The 20,555-nt window shown below is 42.4% G+C and carries 9 protein-coding genes; 1 reads left to right on the top strand and 8 read right to left on the bottom strand.

Going from position 1 to position 20,555, the window contains the following annotated elements; translation table 11 throughout:
• Nucleotides 1-7 precede the first annotated feature (7 nt).
• Complete coding sequence (locus tag E0E36_RS18000) at nucleotides 8-1,984, top strand: sialate O-acetylesterase (protein WP_207303780.1); 1,977 nt, start codon at nucleotides 8-10, stop codon at nucleotides 1,982-1,984.
• Between the two features lie 109 nt (nucleotides 1,985-2,093).
• Here E0E36_RS18000 and E0E36_RS17995 read toward each other — a convergent pair whose 3' ends face one another.
• The 8 genes from E0E36_RS17995 to E0E36_RS17960 all read right to left on the bottom strand — a co-directional run bounded on the left by E0E36_RS17995 (nucleotide 2,094) and on the right by E0E36_RS17960 (nucleotide 20,295).
• On the bottom strand, nucleotides 2,094-3,212 hold the full coding sequence (locus E0E36_RS17995; protein WP_130857170.1) for an endo-1,4-beta-xylanase: 1,119 nt from the start codon (nucleotides 3,210-3,212) through the stop codon (nucleotides 2,094-2,096).
• A 175-nt stretch (nucleotides 3,213-3,387) separates the two neighbouring features.
• The gene (locus tag E0E36_RS17990; RefSeq protein ID WP_130857169.1) at nucleotides 3,388-7,551 is read right to left on the bottom strand and encodes a hybrid sensor histidine kinase/response regulator transcription factor; all 4,164 of its coding nucleotides are present in this window, start codon (nucleotides 7,549-7,551) and stop codon (nucleotides 3,388-3,390) included.
• A 761-nt stretch (nucleotides 7,552-8,312) separates the two neighbouring features.
• On the bottom strand, nucleotides 8,313-9,149 hold the full coding sequence (locus E0E36_RS17985; RefSeq protein WP_013665924.1) for an alpha/beta hydrolase: 837 nt from the start codon (nucleotides 9,147-9,149) through the stop codon (nucleotides 8,313-8,315).
• A 62-nt stretch (nucleotides 9,150-9,211) separates the two neighbouring features.
• Nucleotides 9,212-10,978: a glycoside hydrolase family 43 protein gene (locus E0E36_RS17980; protein ID WP_130857168.1), complete on the bottom strand. Its 1,767-nt coding sequence runs from the start codon at nucleotides 10,976-10,978 to the stop codon at nucleotides 9,212-9,214.
• Nucleotides 10,979-11,044: 66 nt separating this feature from the next.
• Nucleotides 11,045-13,576, bottom strand: a complete 2,532-nt coding sequence (locus E0E36_RS17975; protein ID WP_130857167.1) for a glycosyl hydrolase 115 family protein — start codon at nucleotides 13,574-13,576, stop codon at nucleotides 11,045-11,047.
• A 14-nt stretch (nucleotides 13,577-13,590) separates the two neighbouring features.
• Nucleotides 13,591-15,156, bottom strand: a complete 1,566-nt coding sequence (locus tag E0E36_RS17970; protein ID WP_130857166.1) for a glycoside hydrolase family 43 protein — start codon at nucleotides 15,154-15,156, stop codon at nucleotides 13,591-13,593.
• Between the two features lie 51 nt (nucleotides 15,157-15,207).
• Nucleotides 15,208-17,160, bottom strand: a complete 1,953-nt coding sequence (locus E0E36_RS17965) for a RagB/SusD family nutrient uptake outer membrane protein (protein ID WP_013665920.1) — start codon at nucleotides 17,158-17,160, stop codon at nucleotides 15,208-15,210.
• Between the two features lie 33 nt (nucleotides 17,161-17,193).
• Nucleotides 17,194-20,295 (bottom strand): SusC/RagA family TonB-linked outer membrane protein, encoded by a 3,102-nt coding sequence (locus E0E36_RS17960; protein WP_130857165.1) that lies wholly within the window; start codon nucleotides 20,293-20,295, stop codon nucleotides 17,194-17,196.
• Between the last annotated feature and the right edge of the window lie 260 nt (nucleotides 20,296-20,555).

The raw sequence follows: 20,555 nt of genomic DNA, 5'->3' as shown, positions 1-20,555 counted from the left end.
ACATATCGTGAATCACATCTTAGTACATGAAGCGCACAACCGCCGTATATCAGGCAAATACCAGCTCCTTTTTAGCTTATTTAGCTTCTTGACGTTCATATCCTTAACATCAGAGGCGGCAATTAAACTACCGAGGCTCATTGGTAATAGCATGGTGCTTCAGCGCGATCATCCCATTCATCTTTGGGGATGGGCGGATCCTGGAGAATTGATAGAAATAAACTTCCGAGGTCATCAACGCACAACAAAAGCCAACTCAATGGGTGATTGGCAGGTCTACCTACCCGCAATGCCGGCAGGTGGACCTTATGACATGGTTATTCAGGGCAAGAATACCATCCGATTGAAAAACATCTTATTGGGCGACGTATGGTTCTGCTCTGGCCAGTCGAATATGGAACTACCGATTTCAAGGGTAGCGCCAAAATATCAGCGGGAAATCGATACGGCCGAGTCATTTACTATTCGCCAGTTCAAAGTGCCTTTACGTTATGATTTTAATATTACCGCAACTGACGTTGCGTCAGGGAACTGGAAATCAGTTACGCCGGATGAAGTACTCAACTTCTCAGCTGTTGGCTACTTCTTTGCTAAACATTTGCAAGAAAAACTACGAGTTCCCATTGGCATCATTCACTGTGCTGTGGGAGGCTCTCCGATTGAGGCTTGGTTATCGGAAGAGGCTATACAGAAATATCCTGATTTATTGGCCAAAACACAACGATATCAAGACAGCTTATTAGTCGATAGTATAAAAAAAATCGATAAACGAAAAACCGAAATTTGGCATGCGACTTTGGATGCAAAAGATAAAGGATTAACGGGAGTTCCAAAATGGTATGAAAGTTCCTATACGTTTCAAACAGATCAGGTTATTCAAATACCAGGGAAATGGGATGAGTGTGGAAGCGTTTGGTTGAAAAAAGATTTTAGCGTGCCATCTTCTCTTCTTACGAAAGAAGCAATGCTCCACTTAGGAAGAATTGTAGATAGCGACCAAGCTTATATCAATGGTGTTTTAGTTGGCTCTACCGGATATCAATACCCACCACGGCGCTATAAGATCCCGCCCGGGCTTTTAAAGCCGGGAAAAAACACCTTGGTGGTTCGTGTAGTAACTCAAAGCAAGCATGGTGAATTTATACCGGATAAAGATTATGCGCTAACAACCTATTCTGACACCATCAGCCTAAAAGGAGATTGGAGCTTTCAAGTCGGTGCCCTTACACAAGCCTTCCCAACAGATCTTGTCACCTTTCAATACCAACCAACCGGGCTATCTAATGCAATGGCAGCCCCTCTTTTTCCGTATAGCATCAAAGGCATATTATGGTACCAGGGTGAATCGAATATCGCAACTTATCAAAGTTATACTGCTTTGCTTAGGGATTTAATCAATGAGTGGAGAAAAAAATGGAACGATCAGAACTTGCCTTTTCTATATGTGCAACTACCAAACTATAATCCCAAACAGCAACAACCTACCGAGAGCGCTTGGGCAAATTTACGCGAAGCGCAACGACTTGGCTTAAAAACTGCTCATACCAACATGGCTGTGGCCATTGATTTGGGAGAATGGAATGACATACATCCTCTGGACAAGAAAAATATAGGGAAGCGGCTGGCCTTATTAGCCTTGAAAAATGTATATCATCAGAAAGGAATGGTGGCTTCAGGCCCTATACTAAAATCATGGAAAGTAAAGGGCAATCGAGTCGAACTTAACTTTGATGACCAAGGAGCTGCCTTGGATTTGCGACCTGAAAACAATCTATTAGGTTTTACATTAGCCGGTACGGATGGCAAATTTGTTTGGGCTAAAACGGAAGTTCGTGGCAACACAATCATTCTTTCCGCTCCAGCGATACAACAACCAGCAAAAGTTCGATATGCTTGGGCAGACAATCCCATCGCGGGACTTTACAATACTGCTGGTTTACCTGCTTCGCCATTTGAGATCGATTTAAGTAAACAAGCTCCTTGACAGGGTTTAGCCATTTCTATCACAATGAAGGTATACAATGAATACAATTGATCCTTGACGATAGCTTCGCATATGGTTTAAATGCGTATGATAAATATCGATTTACAAACTAGTTTTTGAAATCAACTACTTTATAGTAAGCTTTTTTACGTTCAAGATTGCGATCAAATAGCAAGGGATAATTCTTCCTACCCTGTACAGGATAATGATCTAACCACGAATAACGGTCCGATAAATTCCAGAAGGTCACACTGGTAATATGACTTTTATATTTTCTGAAAACGGAAAAGATCATTTCATACTGTGCTATTTGCTTTTCTTCAAGCGCTGGGGTTAAAGCATCGATCTCACCCGGGCGCTTCCTTCTTCTTTCTTTTTCCCAAGGATACACGGACACATCCAGTTCGGTAAAATGCAGCTGCAAACCAAGTGAAGCGTAACGTTCAATGGCTTGTTCCAGATCAGAAGTAGAAGGCTCGAAAATTGACCAATGCCCCTGTAACCCGATCCCATGAATAGGGACACCGTCATCCACTAGTTTTTTCACCAAACGATATATCCGCTCTCTCTTCTCCGGACGTTCGCTGTTATAATCGTTATAAAATAAGAGCGCATCCGGATCAACTTCATGCGCATACTCAAACGCCTTCGCCAGTATCTCTTCACCGGCAATCTCCAACCACTTAGACTGACGCAGAAACTGCTTCGGATTGTCATCGATAACTTCATTCAGCACATCCCAAGCATAAACTTTCCCTTTGTAACGCCCAACCACCGTAGTAATATGATCTTTCAGCCTTTTTAATAAAGTATCTTTTGTCACAGGAGCTCCTTGATCATCAAGGAAAAACCAATCAGGGACCTGCTCATGCCAAAGCAGTGTATGTCCTCTAACACGCAATCGATTTTTCTGCGCAAAGGCAACGATACTATCAGCAAGAGCCCAATTATATTCCAGTTTTCGGGGGTGTATCACTTCCATTTTCATGGCATTCTCCGGCGTAATACTATTAAACTCCTGTAGTAATAAATGGGCCTCTTGTCCTGCAAGCGACCGCCCATTGACCGCTACGCCTATAGGAAAAAATTCTTGATAATAGTCTTTCAATCCTTTTGTATTATCTTGTGCCATCAGCGACTGCACACATAAAAGCACGAATAAGAATAAACAAATGGCGTTTGTAGGAGATGAATTGATTGCGTTTGTTTTTTTTTTCCGATATAACATATGGCTATAATATTTCAGTTATGGATCTATTGACAAGAAGTATTTATCAAAAATATCCGTTAACCGAATGATTACGCCGATGCTAATCGAGAAAAAAGGGATAAAAATGTTTAAATCCAGCGATCGCTTCGTCGTCCCTCCTTGAAAAGACGAAAATAGGGAGCGTCCCCTTCCTTTATTTCTCCTCCTGCATCATCACATTCCTGCCCTTTGAAACTGCCTGAATAAATTCTGAAGGTGTCAACTGATACTTTGCTTTAAAAACTTTGGTAAAATAATTGGGATTGGCAAAGCCCGTTTCATAAGCAACTTCAGCAACGTTCATATCGCTTTTCTCCAGTAAATAGGCTGCTCTTTCTAGTTTTGCGGCACGTATAAATTCTACAGGGGTCATACCGGTAAACTCCAATAATCGATTGTATAGAGATGCTCGGCTAATAAAAAGGTGTGCGCTCACACTTTCGACTGATAATTGGCTATTGCCCATATTTTCGTGGATATAGGCAACCACTTTCTGCAAGAATTTTTCTCTTTCGGATACCACTTCGTCTTCAGGAACCGTTATACTGATTTGTTTAGAATAGGCATCTTTAAATGCCTGGTTTAAAGACAACAAATTAGCTATCTTAGTCTGCAAGACAGCAAAGTCAAAAGGTTTAGTCATGTAATCGGTCGCTCCGGATTCCAAACCAAGCAACAATCCTTTTTCTTCATTTGATGCCGTTAGCAAAACAACCGGAATATGTTTCGTTCGCTTATCTGACTTCAATTTCCGAACTAAATCCAGCCCATTCATCACCGGCATTTGAATGTCACAAACGATAATATCCGGGTGGTGAAAAAGAGCCCGTTGCCATCCTTCCTTTCCATCTGCGGCTTCAAACACTCTATAGTAGGATTTTAAGTTATCTTTAATATAAAAGCGGAAATCATCGTCATCCTCTATAATCAAAACGGAAGCATGCGACGTAAGCAGCTCACTTTCCATGGGCGTCTTGTCATAAGGTGTGGTTGGCTTTGTTTCATATGCTGCCGACACTGTTTCGTCTAAATCTGACGTTACGCGTTTAAGGTTTACATCAAAAGAAAAAATGCTTCCCTTACCAGGCTCGCTTATTACTTGCAATTTACCACCATGCATATCTACAAAAGTCCGCGCGATAGATAAGCCAATACCGGTACCTTGATTCAGTATCATTGCACCTGAATCATATTGAAAAAAACTATCAAATATCCGTTGCTGAGCTTCTTTGGGAATACCAATGCCGGAATCTTTCACGGCAACATGTAATGATACGAATTCATTGTTCGCACCACTTTCAATTTTTTCTAAATTTAAAGATATGGCCCCTCCCTCTGGTGTAAACTTGAAAGCATTGGATAGTAAATTGAATAAGATCCGCTCAATCTTATCATGGTCGAACCAAGCGGAAACCGACGATAAGGAGGTATAAAATGCGTAATCGATTTTTTTTCGACTGGCCAGATCGTTAAAAGAATCACTAATCTCCTCTATAAAAGAAACGAAATTGCCCGGTGTACATTGCAGCCGTAATTCCTTCTCTTCCATTTTTCTGAAATCAAGCAGTTGATTCACCAGATTCAGTAATCGACGAGCATTTCGCTTAATCAAATTCAACTGGCTAGATTGCCCTGGTTCCTGTGTCTGTGCTATCAAATTATCAACGGGCCCCATGATGAGCGAAATTGGCGTGCGAAATTCGTGGCTCAGATTGGTCAAAAATTTAATCTTCATCCGATCCAATTGATGTAGATGCTCAGCTTCCTTACGCTCTTGTTCTAATAGCTGTTTAGCCTGCAGACGCTCCTGCTCCAAGGCAAATTTTGCCTCCAGTTTTTTAATGCCCCGATGACGTATATACAATAAAACACCTCCAATCACTATCATATACACCATATAAGCATATATAGTACGCCAGAAAGGTGGTGCGACAGTCACGCGTATGGACCTACCTTCTTTATTCCAAACCCCATCGTTATTACTTGCTTGCACATGAAATGTATACGCTCCCGGATCCAAATTTGTATAGTAAGCACTATGTTCCCTACCCGCAATAATCCAATTTTTGTCAAATCCTTCCAGTTTGTATCGATATCGATTCTCTTCTGCTACTGTAAAATTCAATGCTTCAAAGGAGATCAAAAAGTTCTGTTTGTATTTTAATTGAATTTCTTTCGCCATTAATAAGGAACTGCGAATGGGGCCCTCCTTTGAAGGTGAAATGCGCTGGTTATCGATCTTTAAGTCTGTTAAAATTACCGGTGGCACATTCTTATTTATCTTTAGTTGGGAAGGATTAAAGTGGTTGAATCCTTTTTGTCCGCCAAAGAAAATTTCACCATCACTAAGACACAAACCGGAGCCCAATACAAAAGATCCCGTCTGTAAACCAGCATGATAAGAATAATTTTTGAAACTATTTTCTTTTATATCGTATGAACTTAATCCTTTGTTGGTACTGAACCACAATTTACCCGAGTGGTCCTCAAGAATTTTCTGAACCACGCCATTGATCAAGCCATCATTTTCTGACAAGGTGATAAATTTCCCGGTTCCTTTCTTTAGATATCCGATCCCGTTGCCCGCTGTACCAACCCAAATATTTCCTTCTCGATCCTCCTTAATGGTTAACACGTAATTACTCGGCAACCCACTATTGGCTTTATTATAAAATGAAAACCTCTTATTTTCAGGATTAAAGATGGAGATGCCGGAGCCAAAGGTACCGATCCAAATGCGACCACCTCGATCCTCTTCAATGGATCGAATGTAATTACTGGCAGGCTGTGTCGGGTCATCTTCGCGTATAGCTGTGTGGACGAATTTCTCAATACGCTCCTCGTCGACATGTAGCAAATTAAGCCCTCCTCCATTTGTTCCAATCCAGAGATTGCCTTTTCTGTCTTCCTTTAAACAAAAAATATCGGCATGGTTTAAATGCTTCGCTCCCTTGCCCTTTATGTATTGCTTGCTGCGTTTACTCTCGGGGTCGTATGAAAATAAGCCATCCATATAGGTTCCCAACCACAAACGATTGTTATGTCCCATTTCCATGGCCAGGACACTCAGATCGTGCGCACAATCACGTTTTGGCTTGGGTATTTCTATATGTTGCAACAAATTCGAGGAACGGTCATATAGATGCAGACCACCTCCATCGGTGCCTACAAATACATTTTGGCCATATTCAGCAAAAGCCGTTACAATCGGCGAACGTAATCCATAAGGGTCGAAGATATTGCACTCCTTTAAATTAAATTGACTCAGGTTTTTGTCATATTTATTGAGTCCGCCTTGATAAGTGCCCACCCAATATATTCCTGCTTTATCAATAAGGATGGAACGGATTGATCGGCTGCTTAAACTCTGCATATTCCGTTTATCCGGTCTAAAGCTCCGGATTTTTAAAGACGCCACATCTAATACATCTAAACCTTCATCCGTACCTACCCAAAGACCATTTACGCCGTCAGGCGCTAAAGCGTATACTTTATCGCTACTGATTTTCAATGGAGCCGAGGTTGAATAATAATTTCTGAACGTCCATTTTCCTTTCTCTAGCATACCGAGCCCTCCCATTGTTCCAACCCAGAGTTGTCCCATCCCATCCTCTGTTATGGCAGTTACATAATCGTCTGCCAGGCTTCCCTTGTCGGATTCCCGATGTTTAAAAGTCGCTAATAATTCGAGTTTATGGTTATAAACGTACAGACCACTATCGGTGCCAATCCACATTTGTTGCTTTTTATCTCTAAAAATCACCAATGTATTCTTTCCCGAAAAAGTGTCCATCAATTTAGCATAGTCGTCATGATCAACGAGGTGTTTCGTATGGGGATTAAAGATATATAAAGCCCCATACGAAGCAACCCAAATATTCCCTCGACTATCGTCTCCGATACTCGTAATAGCTGTACTGAATTTTTTACGGAGCGGTTGTCCCCTATAGTTAATGATGGCGTCTTTGCTACGATCGTAAAAGCTTAATGCCCCGCCATTGGTTCCAATCCAAAGACATCCATTCGAAGCTTCGTATAAAGCCGTAATGTGGTTTGCTCGAAGGCTTTCTTCTTCCTGTGGGTTATGTCGATATACTTTGAAATTTGTTCCATCAAAGCGATTGAGACCATCTTCGGTAGCCAGCCATAACAAACCAAAACTATCCTTCCAAATACCATATACCGTATTAGATGAAAGACCGTCTTTGGTGGAGTAGCTTTTAAACCCTGTAGGTAGTTCATGACCGCCTACAACACAAAAACAACATAGGCAAAAAAAGACCAGTATAACGTAATGACCAGTAATACTTCGCATCATAACAGGCTCCTTTCAGAAAAACTGAATTAATTAGTTAGTTGATGCTAAAGTAAGCAAATAGAATTGGATTTTCACATAAAAATATGCGATAAACGTTTTAGCGACACTAAAAATAACTGTTTCATTACTAATAGATTACAAAAATAACCAACGTTGGCAATTTTAACAGGTATTCACAAGAGATAAGTATTATAATTTATATATGTGACCATCGGCTTTTTGCACTTAAACAAGGGTTTCGCTTCAATATACAGAAGAAGGTGTTTATATTAAAAGAAGGTTTTCTTAATCAAATCTATCGTGTTCTTTTTGTCTTAACACAAAAAGAACCAAAAAAGTCAAGGCATGTGTAGGCTACCTTGCAACCGATGGCAAAGCATCACTGGCGCGTATTGGAGCCGTTTCACTTCCTCAATCCGCTTGGGGATTGCAATATGAGCGAGGGTGCAAATGCTTTACTGCTCGTTGCGTCGATATCCTCCAAGGCCGTTTTTCCTAGCGCGGGACTGTATTTAAGACTAAAGATAATACGTTCGGTTAAAAGTAAAAACCCACCGTTCTGCAATATGTCGCCTCTAAAATTTACAAGTAGTACTGGGAGGCACTGTCGTTCCTGTAAATTTTAAAGCGACGAGTTTTTGCGTCACTTTTTGCGGAAAAAAGTGACTAAAGAAAATGTTTCTTTTTAAAAGCTATATCCCCGATAGCTTTCCGATAATCATTTTTATTTAAACTCAACAACTTTCTGCGAGACACAATGGTCATTTAAATATTTTTTGACTGAACCAATAGAGATCGTTCTTCCATACGTTAAAATCGTGCCCACCGGATTCAACATAATAAAGATGGGGCACTTGGTGTTTTTTTAAGTAATCGTGCAGTCGGCGACTAAAGGTGATTAAGCGATCTTCATCTCCACAGGAAATCCACAAAAGTTTCAGTTTGCTTTTAGCGTAAGCGGCATCAGGAACCAGCTCTTCAGGTGTTTTAGTATTAGGAGCCGACGAAAAACCACCTATCCAAGCAAAGCTTTCGAGATTGCCAAGGCCGAAATTTAAAGACTGCCCGCCTCCCATTGAAAGCCCTGCTAATGCACGATGCTCCCGATCGGTATACACCGGATAATTCTGCTCGATAAAAGGAATCAAATCCTGGAGCAAGTCTTGTTCAAATCGAGCAAATGCCTGTACCTTTACACTATCGAAAACGTTGCCAATAGCACGATCATCTTCCATAGCTCTACCGTTCGGAAGTACAACCAACATTGGCTCTATTTTCCCCTCTGCGTATAGATTATCCAAGATGATATGCGGTTGCCCATTAACAAACCATTCTTTTTCATCACCACCAATGCCATGCAAAAGATATAAAACCGGATACTTTTTGTTAGCTGAAAAGCCGGGGGGCGTATATACGAGTGCTTTGCGATCTTTACCAACCACGGCAGACGGATAAGATAAGGTATCAATTTTACCATGTGGAATATTGGTCTGCGGTTTATCGAAGTCCACTGGGGCAGCTCCAAGCTTATCCTGTGCTAAACAACTGCATGTCAATGCAATTAGCCCAATTAAAAGAGTACAACTTGTTGTTTTCATCCAATTATTTTCTTTTATTCATTTTTTGCTTGCTTTTATAAGCATCATGCCGCCTTCAGCGGTCAATCGCTCTTAGGGCTTATATCATTTGCCTTCGTCGCATATAGTCCGATGAGTGCACCGGTAAAACCACCGGCTACATCTGTTGACAGGATATCCCCCGAAACAGCTCCACCCAAATTTTTAAAATTCTTTCCATCAAAAGCATAGCTGAATTGGTAGCGATCTCCTTGCGCCGAAACTTGCAGTTCAATTGGTTTACTTATGTCAATTCGTTCTTGCGCGATAAGCTCGGACTGGCCATTCCTTGTACGCTGTAAAACCAGGTAATGTTGTTGTCCTTTTTTCGTAATACCAAAAACATAATGAAACGTTTCCTTTTGTAAACAAGTAATCCCTGCCAAATGCTTTTCGGACATCGGTTGATAGGTCATACGAACTGTTGCCGAAAAATCCTTATGTTGTTGTCTATAAAACAAGGCCGATGTGGGCTTTATTTCATTAATGTTGGTTTCCAAAGGCGTTATTCGTAGTCCTTCCTTACCCGTTTGGACGAAGTTTTCCCGAGGGCCTCTTACGCCGATCCATCGCATATCCAAGGTCTTTCCCTTAAAATCATCAATGAACGCGAAATTCCCATTAGGTAGAAAGCCATTTTTTCCGGTCTTGTTGACCACACCTGATGGCATTTTCAATTTCACAGGCATCGGTTCGAGCCCCCCTTCAAACACCGGGAACACACCTGACCAATCTACCGGCAATATAAAAGTCTCACGTCCCGTATTCACACGGTTTGCCTCATTAGGCCTAACACCCAAAAAAACGCCGTAATATTTCCCATCAGGACCCTCCACCAAATCGGCATGTCCAGCCCAGTCGACCTTATTTTTCCTATCCTTTGGCAGATGCCGTTGACTCAGAATCGGATTTTTAGGTGCTGGTTCGAAAGGTCCTTTAGGGTTATCGCTAACAAAAACAACTTCACTGTGTTGATCACCGGTACCACCTTCTGCACACATCAAATAATACCGCCCATTTCTTTTATAGAGATGCGGGCCTTCTATCCAGATCGGCTTCTTACTGATATCTACACCTCCGTCAACAATCACCTTATCTGAACCCGGTATGATCTGATCACGTTCCAGATCATAATCCCATATTTTTATAACCCGATGACCATTATATTGCTCCTTACCCTTCTCGGGTGCATCGTTATGCACAACATAAGCTTTTCCGTTGTCGTCAAAAAAAAGTGCCGGATCAATACCATCAAAGTTGAGTTTAATAGGATCGCTCCACCCTTTCAGAGGATCTTTCGTTTTTACCACCATGTTTCCTATCCCTCCCGCAAACTGAGTTGTTATCATATAAAAGGTCTCGTTATGAGGATTGTAGCTAATATCCGGCGCATATATTCCCTCGCTCATACCCGCATTTGTTACCTTCAGCTGCGAAGGCCGATCAAGAACGTACCCAATTTGTTTCCAGTTAACCAAATCCTTGGAATGAAAAATAGGAACACCCGGAAAAAATGCGAAAGACGAATTCACTAAGTAATAATCATCACCTTTACGCGTAATGCTCGGATCTGGATAACACCCCTGTAATATTGGTGTATAGAATTCATTTGCCTTCAGCGGATTTTTTTGATAAACTTCATCCTTTCCCTCATACTTAAAATAGGTGAAAAGCGGAGCGGAATCGAACGGATCCGCTGAACTATCGGTTACCTGTGCTTGTGAAGGCCAAGGTAAAAGCGCAAAAAATACTATTAAAAAAATAGGACTGATCGGAAAGCGTAACGGTGTGCCTTTAATTTTCTTCATCATATAATTCTATTATTGTTTCGTCTTCTGTCTGTATGATCGTTTGTTCTCATCTTCAGGTGCTAAGCGTTAATCATCTCTTTTGTACTCACTTTGTGGGGGACCTAAATATGATGGTTTTAATCCCCCTACATCCAAAATAATCTTCTGAAACACAATACCTGGTTCCAACGGACGGATGCGAATCGTATGAAGCCCCGCCTTTTCGATAAGGTGTGTAGTAGCGGTTTCTATGATCCGTTTCGCCTGCCATTCACCGAGCTCTCCCCGATAATGCCCATTGATATTCACCTCCTGCTCAGCCCCTCCGTCCATAGACACGGCATAACGTAAACCTTTATTCGCATTGAAATTTAAAGTTGGCGAAGTTAAAACAATCAATTTTGCTTTTCCTGTCGCCCGGAGATCTATCTTATACTCAAGGTATACCTGTTCATTGGGGGTATTGGTCACCGGAGCGGTTGTTACACCGGAAAGCGTTTTTCCTAGATCCGGTATGATCGTCCATGCAACCTTGTCGCTCCCACTAGCGATATGGTAATTTTCAGCCTCCATCGATACATAACCGTCGGCCTCTATAAAAATTTTATGTTTCGGCTTCGTCATAGGCAAATAACTTACATCAGGCATCGTGCTTTTGTGAGGCTCTTGCCAAATCTTATAGCCAATCCGAATCTGATCCATCATATGCGACCACTTGCCATTCGCTATATCTTTATTATAATGTACGGTTAATATTGAATCGCGTTCGAAACAGCGCTTAACCTGATCGGCCCAATAATTAGCTCGCTCATTATTTTTGTTCGCGAAAAATCGGTTTTTGGCTACTGCATAATACATTTCGTATAAATTAGAACATGCATTGATAGGAAACAGGACCAATTCGTCAAAAGCGTACCGATACTGTTGAGGCAATATGTAGTAAAGTCGCATGGCATCGATCAATAAATTACGATAGTCTTCAACCACGCGTTCAAACTCACCATAGTTTTCCAAACTGTAGGTGTTTTCGTCCAACAATTCAGGTGTAATCCGATGATTATATTTTGTATAAGTATTGATCAAACGGGCCGATTCTTTTGCATACTTTTCACCGAATTGTTGTGCACACCAGCTTTCAGTATGCTGTAGCAAATTGGATGCGTTAAACTGATTTGGGTTCCATGCCATGTCCAGGAAAAATGAAATCGGGTATTCCATCGGTTTTAAATCACCTACATTCACAATCCATATCTGGTCCACTCCATATTGATAAGCCAGGTTCATCTGTTCCCAAACGCGTTGCACCTGACTGACATTAATCCACTTGGAATTGCGGGGACCGCCCACGTAATCGAAATGATAGTAAATCCCATAACCGCCGCTCCTTTTTTTTGCAGCCGGATCCGGTAGCTTCCGTATATTTCCCCAGTTGTCGTCGCAAAGCAATAGGGTTACATCATCGGGTACGCGCATTCCTTTATCATAATAATCCTGCACCTCCTTATATAAGGCCCAAAGTTGAGGTGTTTCTTTCGCAGCTTTGCCGGTCTCATCGGCAATAATTTTGCGCTGGTCGTTCACAATTTGCTCCAGCAGCTGGATGTTACTCTCCTCGCTCATCGGCTCATCACCGTCGCCACGCATACCGATGGTGACAACACTTTCTCTAGCTCCCATCCTACGAATGCCACTTCGCCAGAAATCCCGAAGGTTCTCGGCATTCTGCTGATAATCCCAAGGTCCTTTACCATAACGGCGCCATTCATCATGAGCTCGGGTCAGTGGTTCATGATGCGATGTTCCCATAACTATTCCCATTCTGTCGGCCCAAATTGCATTTTCGGGGTCATCATCATAGAAAGCGCTTCCCCACATAGCCGGCCAGAGGTAATTGCCTTTTAGACGCAGAATAAGCTCAAAAACATGCTCATAAAATTCATGGTTAAAGCCACCAAACTTTTCTTTAGCCCAACCGGATAATGCAGGAGCTTCGTCATTTAAAAAAATACCACGGTACTTAACCTTCGGTTGGCTGATTGTCTTTATCGAGCGGGCATACACCGCGGAATGCCGCTGAATAGGAACATCCGCCCACCAATACCAAGGCGATACGCCCATCTGTTTAGATAACTCATAAATGCCATAGATCGTTCCACGCCGATCACTTCCCACAATAAGTAATGCTTTTTCTACACCAGGTAATGGATTGTCTATCGTTTGTGTCAGCGATGCTTCCCACTGCCCACGGATTGCAGATACATCAAGCTTCTTCTGTTTTACTAATTGATCGATCAATGGATTCCGGCCCAAGGTACCTATTAAAAGCAGCGTTTTACTCCCTGCCGACACGTGATCGGGTGTAACTATGGGTTCAACACCGGTTACCTTTTCAAAATCTTGCCGCAACTGATCTATTGCCCGGACAACCGCGTCGTCTTCGTTTCCTCCCCCTATAATGGGAATTGCGTTGCCGCCTTTTACCAGAGGCAAGTAGCCCGGTTGTTCAGTGAAGTCAATATATGCAGGTATATCAACGCTTGCAGCAATCAACGAAAAACTTATCTGCAGTGCTAAAATCGTAAGTAACAAAGCTCTAAAAATAGACCGAATCGCTATCATGTTATTTGTCTTTATCATTTATCCTTATAGTCAAAAAAATCAATGTCTACATATCCTCCGGTATTTTTAGTTGCGTAATTGAACAATCCAAACCGATAACCCATAAAGTGGGGCAAGGTATAAGACATTTTCAAAGGTGTTCCAATCGATATCCATTTTTCCCCGTCTAGACTAAAAAAGAAATTGGCAACGTCCCTCTTATCCCTGAAATCGCATGCAGCTTTCAGATATACGCGTTGTTGATCCAAGGGAATTTTTGCAAACTCCTTAAGACTACCGGTCGAAGCATTAACCATGACCAAATATTTTTGATTACCCACTGATTGGACGCCAACTATTCCATAATTTTTTTGTAAAAGAGATAAGCCGGCAAAATCGCCATCTTTCATTTTGGCCACTTCTATGGCAATGCTCGCACTACAAGCAGGACCTATTGTCCGCTGTGTTAATGTATTTCTTGCTTGTAAGAAGTTGGTATCAATGCGACCGGTTTTCAACCGGAGGTATCCCTCACGCTCGGTCACGGACCAAAGCGTATCCACCGGGTTATGATTCCACTGCCATACTAGAGGTAATTTTATTTCTCCTTTTTTGCGACTGAAATTGTCCGAATTAACGATGCCTGGAACCAAGCCTTTACTTGCAGGTAAATTTAGCTCTTGGGGTACCTTACCATCAATGCCCAATATTGGCCAATCATCTTTCCATTGAACGGGTACTAAAAACGGAATACGACCAACCGCACCATGATCTTGAAACAGATAAGCGTACCATTCGCCATGAGTGCTCTCAATCAAGCCCCCTTGTGCTACGCCTTTATCTTGCAACATCACCCGCCCTTCATAAGGTCCCATCAACTGATCAGCGCGATGAACAATGACCGTACGCATGCCTCCCGGAGGCCAGGATATATTAAAAAGATAGTATTTCCCGTTTACCTTAAATAGCTGAGAACCTTCTGCCGGCAATCCGCCCCGCGTTCCATTCGGTGTACTTGGCAACGTTGCATTGTCGATCAACACATGTTGGGTTTCAGGCTTTATGCCGGAAAAATCCGGCAATAACTCAACAATATGCAGTTGGCCACTGCCCCAAATCATATAAGCCTTATCATCTTCAAAAAAGAGGGTATGATCGTGCATCATCGGCTTGAACTCTTTTACCTCCCAAGGACCTTTTTCTATATCTTTAGTCATATAGATATAGGTTTTACCGGTAGTCTGCGCGAATGTACTTACATAATAAACCCCCTTGTGGTATCGAAGACTACTGGCCCAAGAACCTCTACCATAAGTATTTTTACCATGATTCAGATTGAGTTCATCCATATCGGCCAAAGCCTTATGAGCATAGCCAATCAGCTCCCAATTGATGAGGTCTTTGGATTTCATCAAAGGTAGCCCGGGATTCATGTGCATGGTAGTACTACTCATATAATAAGTATCTTCAACACGAATCATTGACATATCCGGCACATCCGAAAAAATAACAGGATTTCGAGCTTTTGCATTTTGGGCTATGCTACTTAAAGGCATCAATATCATCAATACCGCCCCACTTAAAAGGAACAATCTTTTCATGGTCTATTTTAATTGACAGCCCACCATGAGCTGTCTCTCATTATTCTACTCCTAGTTATATCCCGGATTTTGATACGCAGCTTTTTCCGCTTCCGTCATTTGCATACCATCTAATTGACCTTGCGGTATAGGACGCAAATAATGGAAAGGCTGGATGCTCCGTGTCACGGTCATCGGCGTATGATCGCCAATACCATTGCCTCCTATACGATAGTTAGCCGACAATTCAGCCCATTTCTGAGTCCGCACCAAATCGTACCAACGGTAACCTTCTCCATAGTACTCCCGGGAACGTTCGGCCAAAATATAGTTAATATCAATCGTAGTAGGCGTAGCTGCAGTCATCTGCGCACTGTAATCGGCTATCTTTTCCATATTTCCCGCATTATCGAATGTCCATTTTCCTGCACGCGCCCGTATTACGTTAATCAGTTCTCTGGCCGATTTACCACCCTGTACGGCAGCCCCCTTAACAGCTGCCTCAGCAGCAATAAAGTAAAGTTCAGAAAATTTAGCGATATTAAAAGGCCGAGTACTTCCCGCATTAGGTTGACCTAAACCGTCGCCGTTATCTGTGCGGTAGGTTCCTAACTTCCAAAGGCCCGGATACCTTAGCCTACTGACCCCTTCGGGAGAAATAACGAAATCTGCCCGTCCCGGTAATGCACCGGCTCCTACATTACTTTTTGAGGCCCAGTTAGCATAATCAATTGGCGTTTCAGGTTCTTCCGTCAAAAAAGTCAATATCGGATCCCCCGGATTAACAGGCAAGTTATTTGCATTGTATAACACCGCTTGGGAAACACCGGCCTTTGGCCAGTTCCCACGATAAACGGTCACGAAAGTACCATCATACCGCGAATCATTGGTTTTATCCGCAAAGGTATTTTTTATGACGTCAATGGTTGGCGCCATCCGCGTCCATGGGCGGCCCAACGACTGCACGGCCTCGCGTTGCACGGAGCTCACGGCATTCGACCACGAAGCATCGCTACCACTTCTAAGGAGGGTATAATTCCAGGTAAACATCCAAACAGCGAAATTATCAGGTGCACCGCCGCTTCCATATTCTAAGCTTCCTCCATTGTAAAATGCACTCTTCTCCGTATGATCCGCATACAATAAAATTTCACTATTGCGATCGTTTGATCCGATATGTATGTCATAATAGCTTGGTTGTAAACTAAAGGGTCCCGGGTTGTCAATTGCTTCTACGGCTATATTATAAGCCTGCTGAAAATACCATTGAGCGTCGTGTCCATCGGGGTCTGTCCTACCAACTTCGGGATATGTAGGGATATTATTTGGGTTTTCGAGCCACCACGCATAGGTAAGGTAGGCTTTCGCTAAATAAAGTCGAGCAAGCGTTTTCGTTACACCACCCGTTACCCGTCCGGCATTCGGTAGATTTTCCACCGCTAAGAGTAAATCGGGAAAAATCGCTTTCGTATACACTTCCGGCACGGTATTACGAACCGAAAAACGAACGGGATTGGTATTAAATTTCAATTCACCGGCTCCTAAGTCTAACGGCACTCCCCCATAGGTTTGCACCAGCAAGAAATAATCAAATGCACGAAAGAACCGAGCCTCTGCCACAATTGATTCAGCCACCCCTACATTAGCTGCATTTTCAATAATTCCACTTGCCGTGTTTATATTTGGAAAGCTTACATTCCAAACAAAACTCGTAGGATGGCTTGTGGCACTAATCTGACCGACACCCGACAGGTCCATATCTCTAAAGTTCCCATCTGCACTCTGCGCATAGGTCGCTTCATCCGTACCGGTAATACAAGAGTTATAATAGTAGGCCTCGCCATATAAATAGCGTAAATGTGCATACATAGACGTTATGCCACCCAAAACACCTTTTTCGGTAGAAAAGTAATCGGGAGTAAAAATACTGCGCGGCTGCTCGTCTAAAATTTTTGAGCAACCAGTCATTAATAATACCGCCAAGGCAGTACCGAGAAAACTTTTTATATTTATAATCGCTTTCATTTTTTATTTCTTTAATGGTTAACCGTCAAGGCATTAAAAAACAAGATTGAGCCCTACCACATAATTGCGGGTTGCAGGTGCATTCGTTCCAATTGTCAAAATCCGGTTCGGATAAGACGATACAGCTGAATTTTCGTCACCGAATGAGTTCGTTTCCGGATCCATGCCTGATTCACGATGATAAGGTGAAAACATAACAAAGGGATTTTGAACGGTAAAGTATCCACGTAAGCGCATGTTCGGGCTTTTAATTAAACTTCGATTAAAGTCGTACCCCAAAGAAATAGTACGTAGCTTCAAAAATGAAGCGTCAAAATAACCCAATGTGCTACCATACTTCGGATTATCGCCGCTAAGCGGTCCAGCTGGATTAGGATATTTCGCATCCGTATTCTCCGGAGTCCAATAGTCGACTTTCACATTATTATTACGCGTAGTAAGTGTATTCAAATACCCTCCTGACCCATATAAAGTACTCACCAGTAGTCCGCCGCTTTTGAAAAAGCCCACCACACTTAAATCGAATCCTTTGTACGCCAATCGTGTATTAAAACCCCCTTCAAAATCCGGATCAACATTCATCACTTGTCGATCGTCCGCATTAATAGGCCTGACAGGCGTACCATCATCATTGTAGCCGCCGGTATACTTCACCTTAATCATCCCGACCTTACCACCCGGTTCCAAAATATCCAAGTGAGGATCGCCCTCTTGCCACAGACCTATTTTTTCATAATCATAGATTGCATTGATGTTATAGCCAACAAACCAGGAGTTGCCCACATCCTGTGTGGCACCTGATGCAAGCGCGGTCAATTTATTTCGGTTCGCATAAAGGTTGACCCCAAGATCCCAAGTTAAACCATCTCGTCCGCCGGCTAAGATAGTCCCATTCAATGTCAACTCGATCCCTTTATTCTGTGTCTGTCCGATGTTAGCCGTATAACTCTGCACGCCGGATGTTGGCGGTAAACCGACACCAAGCAGTAAGTCTTTCGTATGCGTTGTATAATATTCAATTGTTCCTGATAAACGGTTACTCAGCAGCGAAAAATCAAGTCCGTAGTTCCACGTTTCCGAAAATTCCCAGCCCAAGTTGCTATTCGGCAATTGAGTCACATAATATCCAACGGCATAATTTTCCTCACCGAAATTGTAAGGCCGCGTACTTAGACGCCCCAATGTAGCATAAGGAGCAATGGCTTGGTTGGATGTTTGTCCATAGCCCACCCGTAACTTCAACATATTTATCCAATCAATCCCTTTCATAAACGATTCATTGGCAACATTCCATCCAGCAGATACCGCCGGATATGTATGCCAGCGATGTTCGGGGGCTAACCTTGAAGAAGCATCCGAGCGCAGGGTAGCTGATAGCATATAGCGATTATCATAGTCATACATGACTCTTCCCATCCAGGACATCAAGCCCCATAAGGTATAATTCTGTTGATCCGGATTGATGGTAATTTCTCCGGTGGCGTGCCCCAAATTATAAAACTGGAAAGCTTCAGAAGGAATATCCCTCGCGGACATTGCCGAAGAATTATACTTTTGCCGTTCCGCAGAATAAAGTCCGGTGAAATTCAAATGATGTTTTTCTGCTATTGTTTTATCGTAAGTAATCAGGTTTTCCACGGTCCAATGATAAGTATGCGCGTTACTGATTCCCGCAGTAGATATTGTTTGCGGATTTACGTTATTGACTCCTTCCCCCGTGTAATTACCATTATTACTTTGAATAAAATCCAGACCAAGGTTAACACGGTATTTCAATCCCTCCACCCAAGGGATATTCACCTCACCATACATCGAATTATAGGTTGCAAAGCCTCTGGTTTCGTTGATCCACATTCCGTCGTCATGTAGCCCCTCTACCACCTTTCTGGTCAACACATAATTATCACCTAAAGAGGCGTTCACGGTTCTTTTTAGCGTGCCATCTTCATTATAAGGGTTGAGGATCGGCGAGGCAGCCAATACACCAAATAAGCCAAGTTGATTACCAGCGCTGATGTTATAATTGCTATTCGTTGTGAATCCCACGCGAAAATGTTTACCAATCCCTTGGTCAATTGAGCTACGTAACGAATATCTTTTATATTGTTGCGTAGGAATCAAGCCTTGGTTCTGATAAAATGCAGCCCCAACATTATAGCTCCCCTTTTCCGTACCACCGGAAATTCCGATATCGTGGCTATTTACTGCTCCGGTCCGGTAATTCAGATCCTGCCAATCGGTGTTCACGTTATCGGCCTCATCTACACCATTTGAAAAGATACCGGCAGCTTTACGTAAGGCTACAAATTCTTCCCCATTCATCATGGGGTATCTGGCAAATAAGGTTTGCGCGCCATAGTAAGCGTTATAGCTAAACTTTGCCTGCTCACCTTGCTGCCCTTTATTGGTGGTAACCAAAATCACCCCATTTGCACCTCGCGAACCATATATAGCCGTCGCAGAGGCATCTTTTAACACGTCTATACTTTTAATATCATTTGGATTAATATCTCCAAGTGAGCCCGGAAACGGGATACCATCCAAAACAACCAGTGGATTATTATCTGCTGTCAAAGAACGGGTACCGCGGATACGGATCTGCATTGTTGCCCCTGGCCGGGTGGATGTTTGTGCTAATTGGACGCCTGGCAAACGGCCTTGCAAGGCTTGTGAAATATTCGGCGTAGGTACCTGGTTTAGATCGCTTCCGCTAATTGATGCCACGGAACCTGTCACTGACTCTTTTCGTTGCGTACCATAGCCTACCACTACGACTTCAGAAAGCGCTTCGGCATTTGGAGCAAGGTCTACGTTTAGTGAGCTTTGTCCAGCTGCTTTTACTTCTTTCGACACATAACCGATATAAGAGAAAACCAAAACGGCATTTATATCGGGTACATTCAGGGAATAATACCCATCTTCGTTGGTTTTAGTTCCGATAGAAGTGCCTTTTACTTGAATACTAGCACCGGGAAAGCCTTTTCCGGATTCATCAACTACCCTTCCTTTTATCGCATGCTGCGCTTGTGCATTCATGATTGGTAGCATACAAAGGGCGACTATAAAAGCAAGACCGTAATGCTTCAGTCCGCGCCATTGCCCCATAACATAAGTTTGTAAAATTGGATGTTCCATAAAATAATTGTTAGCTTATAACATAGGTTAAATTGTGAACAGCGTTTTTAAAGCCCGACTAATAAAATTCAACGATCGGTAAAAATATTCTGCAAAAAAATCGACGACTTATTAGGCTGACTTATACTAAATTTGATGATCACAGCAAGACAAAAATATTTATACAGGCTCAGGAACAACCTATAAAAATGTTGACATTCCTAGCAAAAATGTTTAATCAGATGTCAAAAAACATCATTTTTCAACAAAAGCAGTCGATT

It is taken from the genome of Olivibacter jilunii, assembly GCF_900607235.1.
Lineage (GTDB): Bacteria > Bacteroidota > Bacteroidia > Sphingobacteriales > Sphingobacteriaceae > Olivibacter > Olivibacter oleidegradans.
The sequence above is the reverse complement of the archived record's forward strand: the minus strand, read 5'-3'. Positions and strand labels throughout refer to the sequence as shown.

What these genes read in the sequence shown, in the direction of transcription:
- E0E36_RS17995 (WP_130857170.1), bottom strand. Translation starts at nt 3,212, where the DNA reads ATGTTATATCGGAAAAAAAAAACAAACGCAATCAATTCATCTCCTACA.
- E0E36_RS17990 (WP_130857169.1), bottom strand. Translation starts at nt 7,551, where the DNA reads ATGATGCGAAGTATTACTGGTCATTACGTTATACTGGTCTTTTTTTGC.
- E0E36_RS17985 (WP_013665924.1), bottom strand. Translation starts at nt 9,149, where the DNA reads ATGAAAACAACAAGTTGTACTCTTTTAATTGGGCTAATTGCATTGACA.
- E0E36_RS17980 (WP_130857168.1), bottom strand. Translation starts at nt 10,978, where the DNA reads ATGATGAAGAAAATTAAAGGCACACCGTTACGCTTTCCGATCAGTCCT.
- E0E36_RS17975 (WP_130857167.1), bottom strand. Translation starts at nt 13,576, where the DNA reads ATGATAGCGATTCGGTCTATTTTTAGAGCTTTGTTACTTACGATTTTA.
- E0E36_RS17970 (WP_130857166.1), bottom strand. Translation starts at nt 15,156, where the DNA reads ATGAAAAGATTGTTCCTTTTAAGTGGGGCGGTATTGATGATATTGATG.
- E0E36_RS17965 (WP_013665920.1), bottom strand. Translation starts at nt 17,160, where the DNA reads ATGAAAGCGATTATAAATATAAAAAGTTTTCTCGGTACTGCCTTGGCG.
- E0E36_RS17960 (WP_130857165.1), bottom strand. Translation starts at nt 20,295, where the DNA reads ATGGAACATCCAATTTTACAAACTTATGTTATGGGGCAATGGCGCGGA.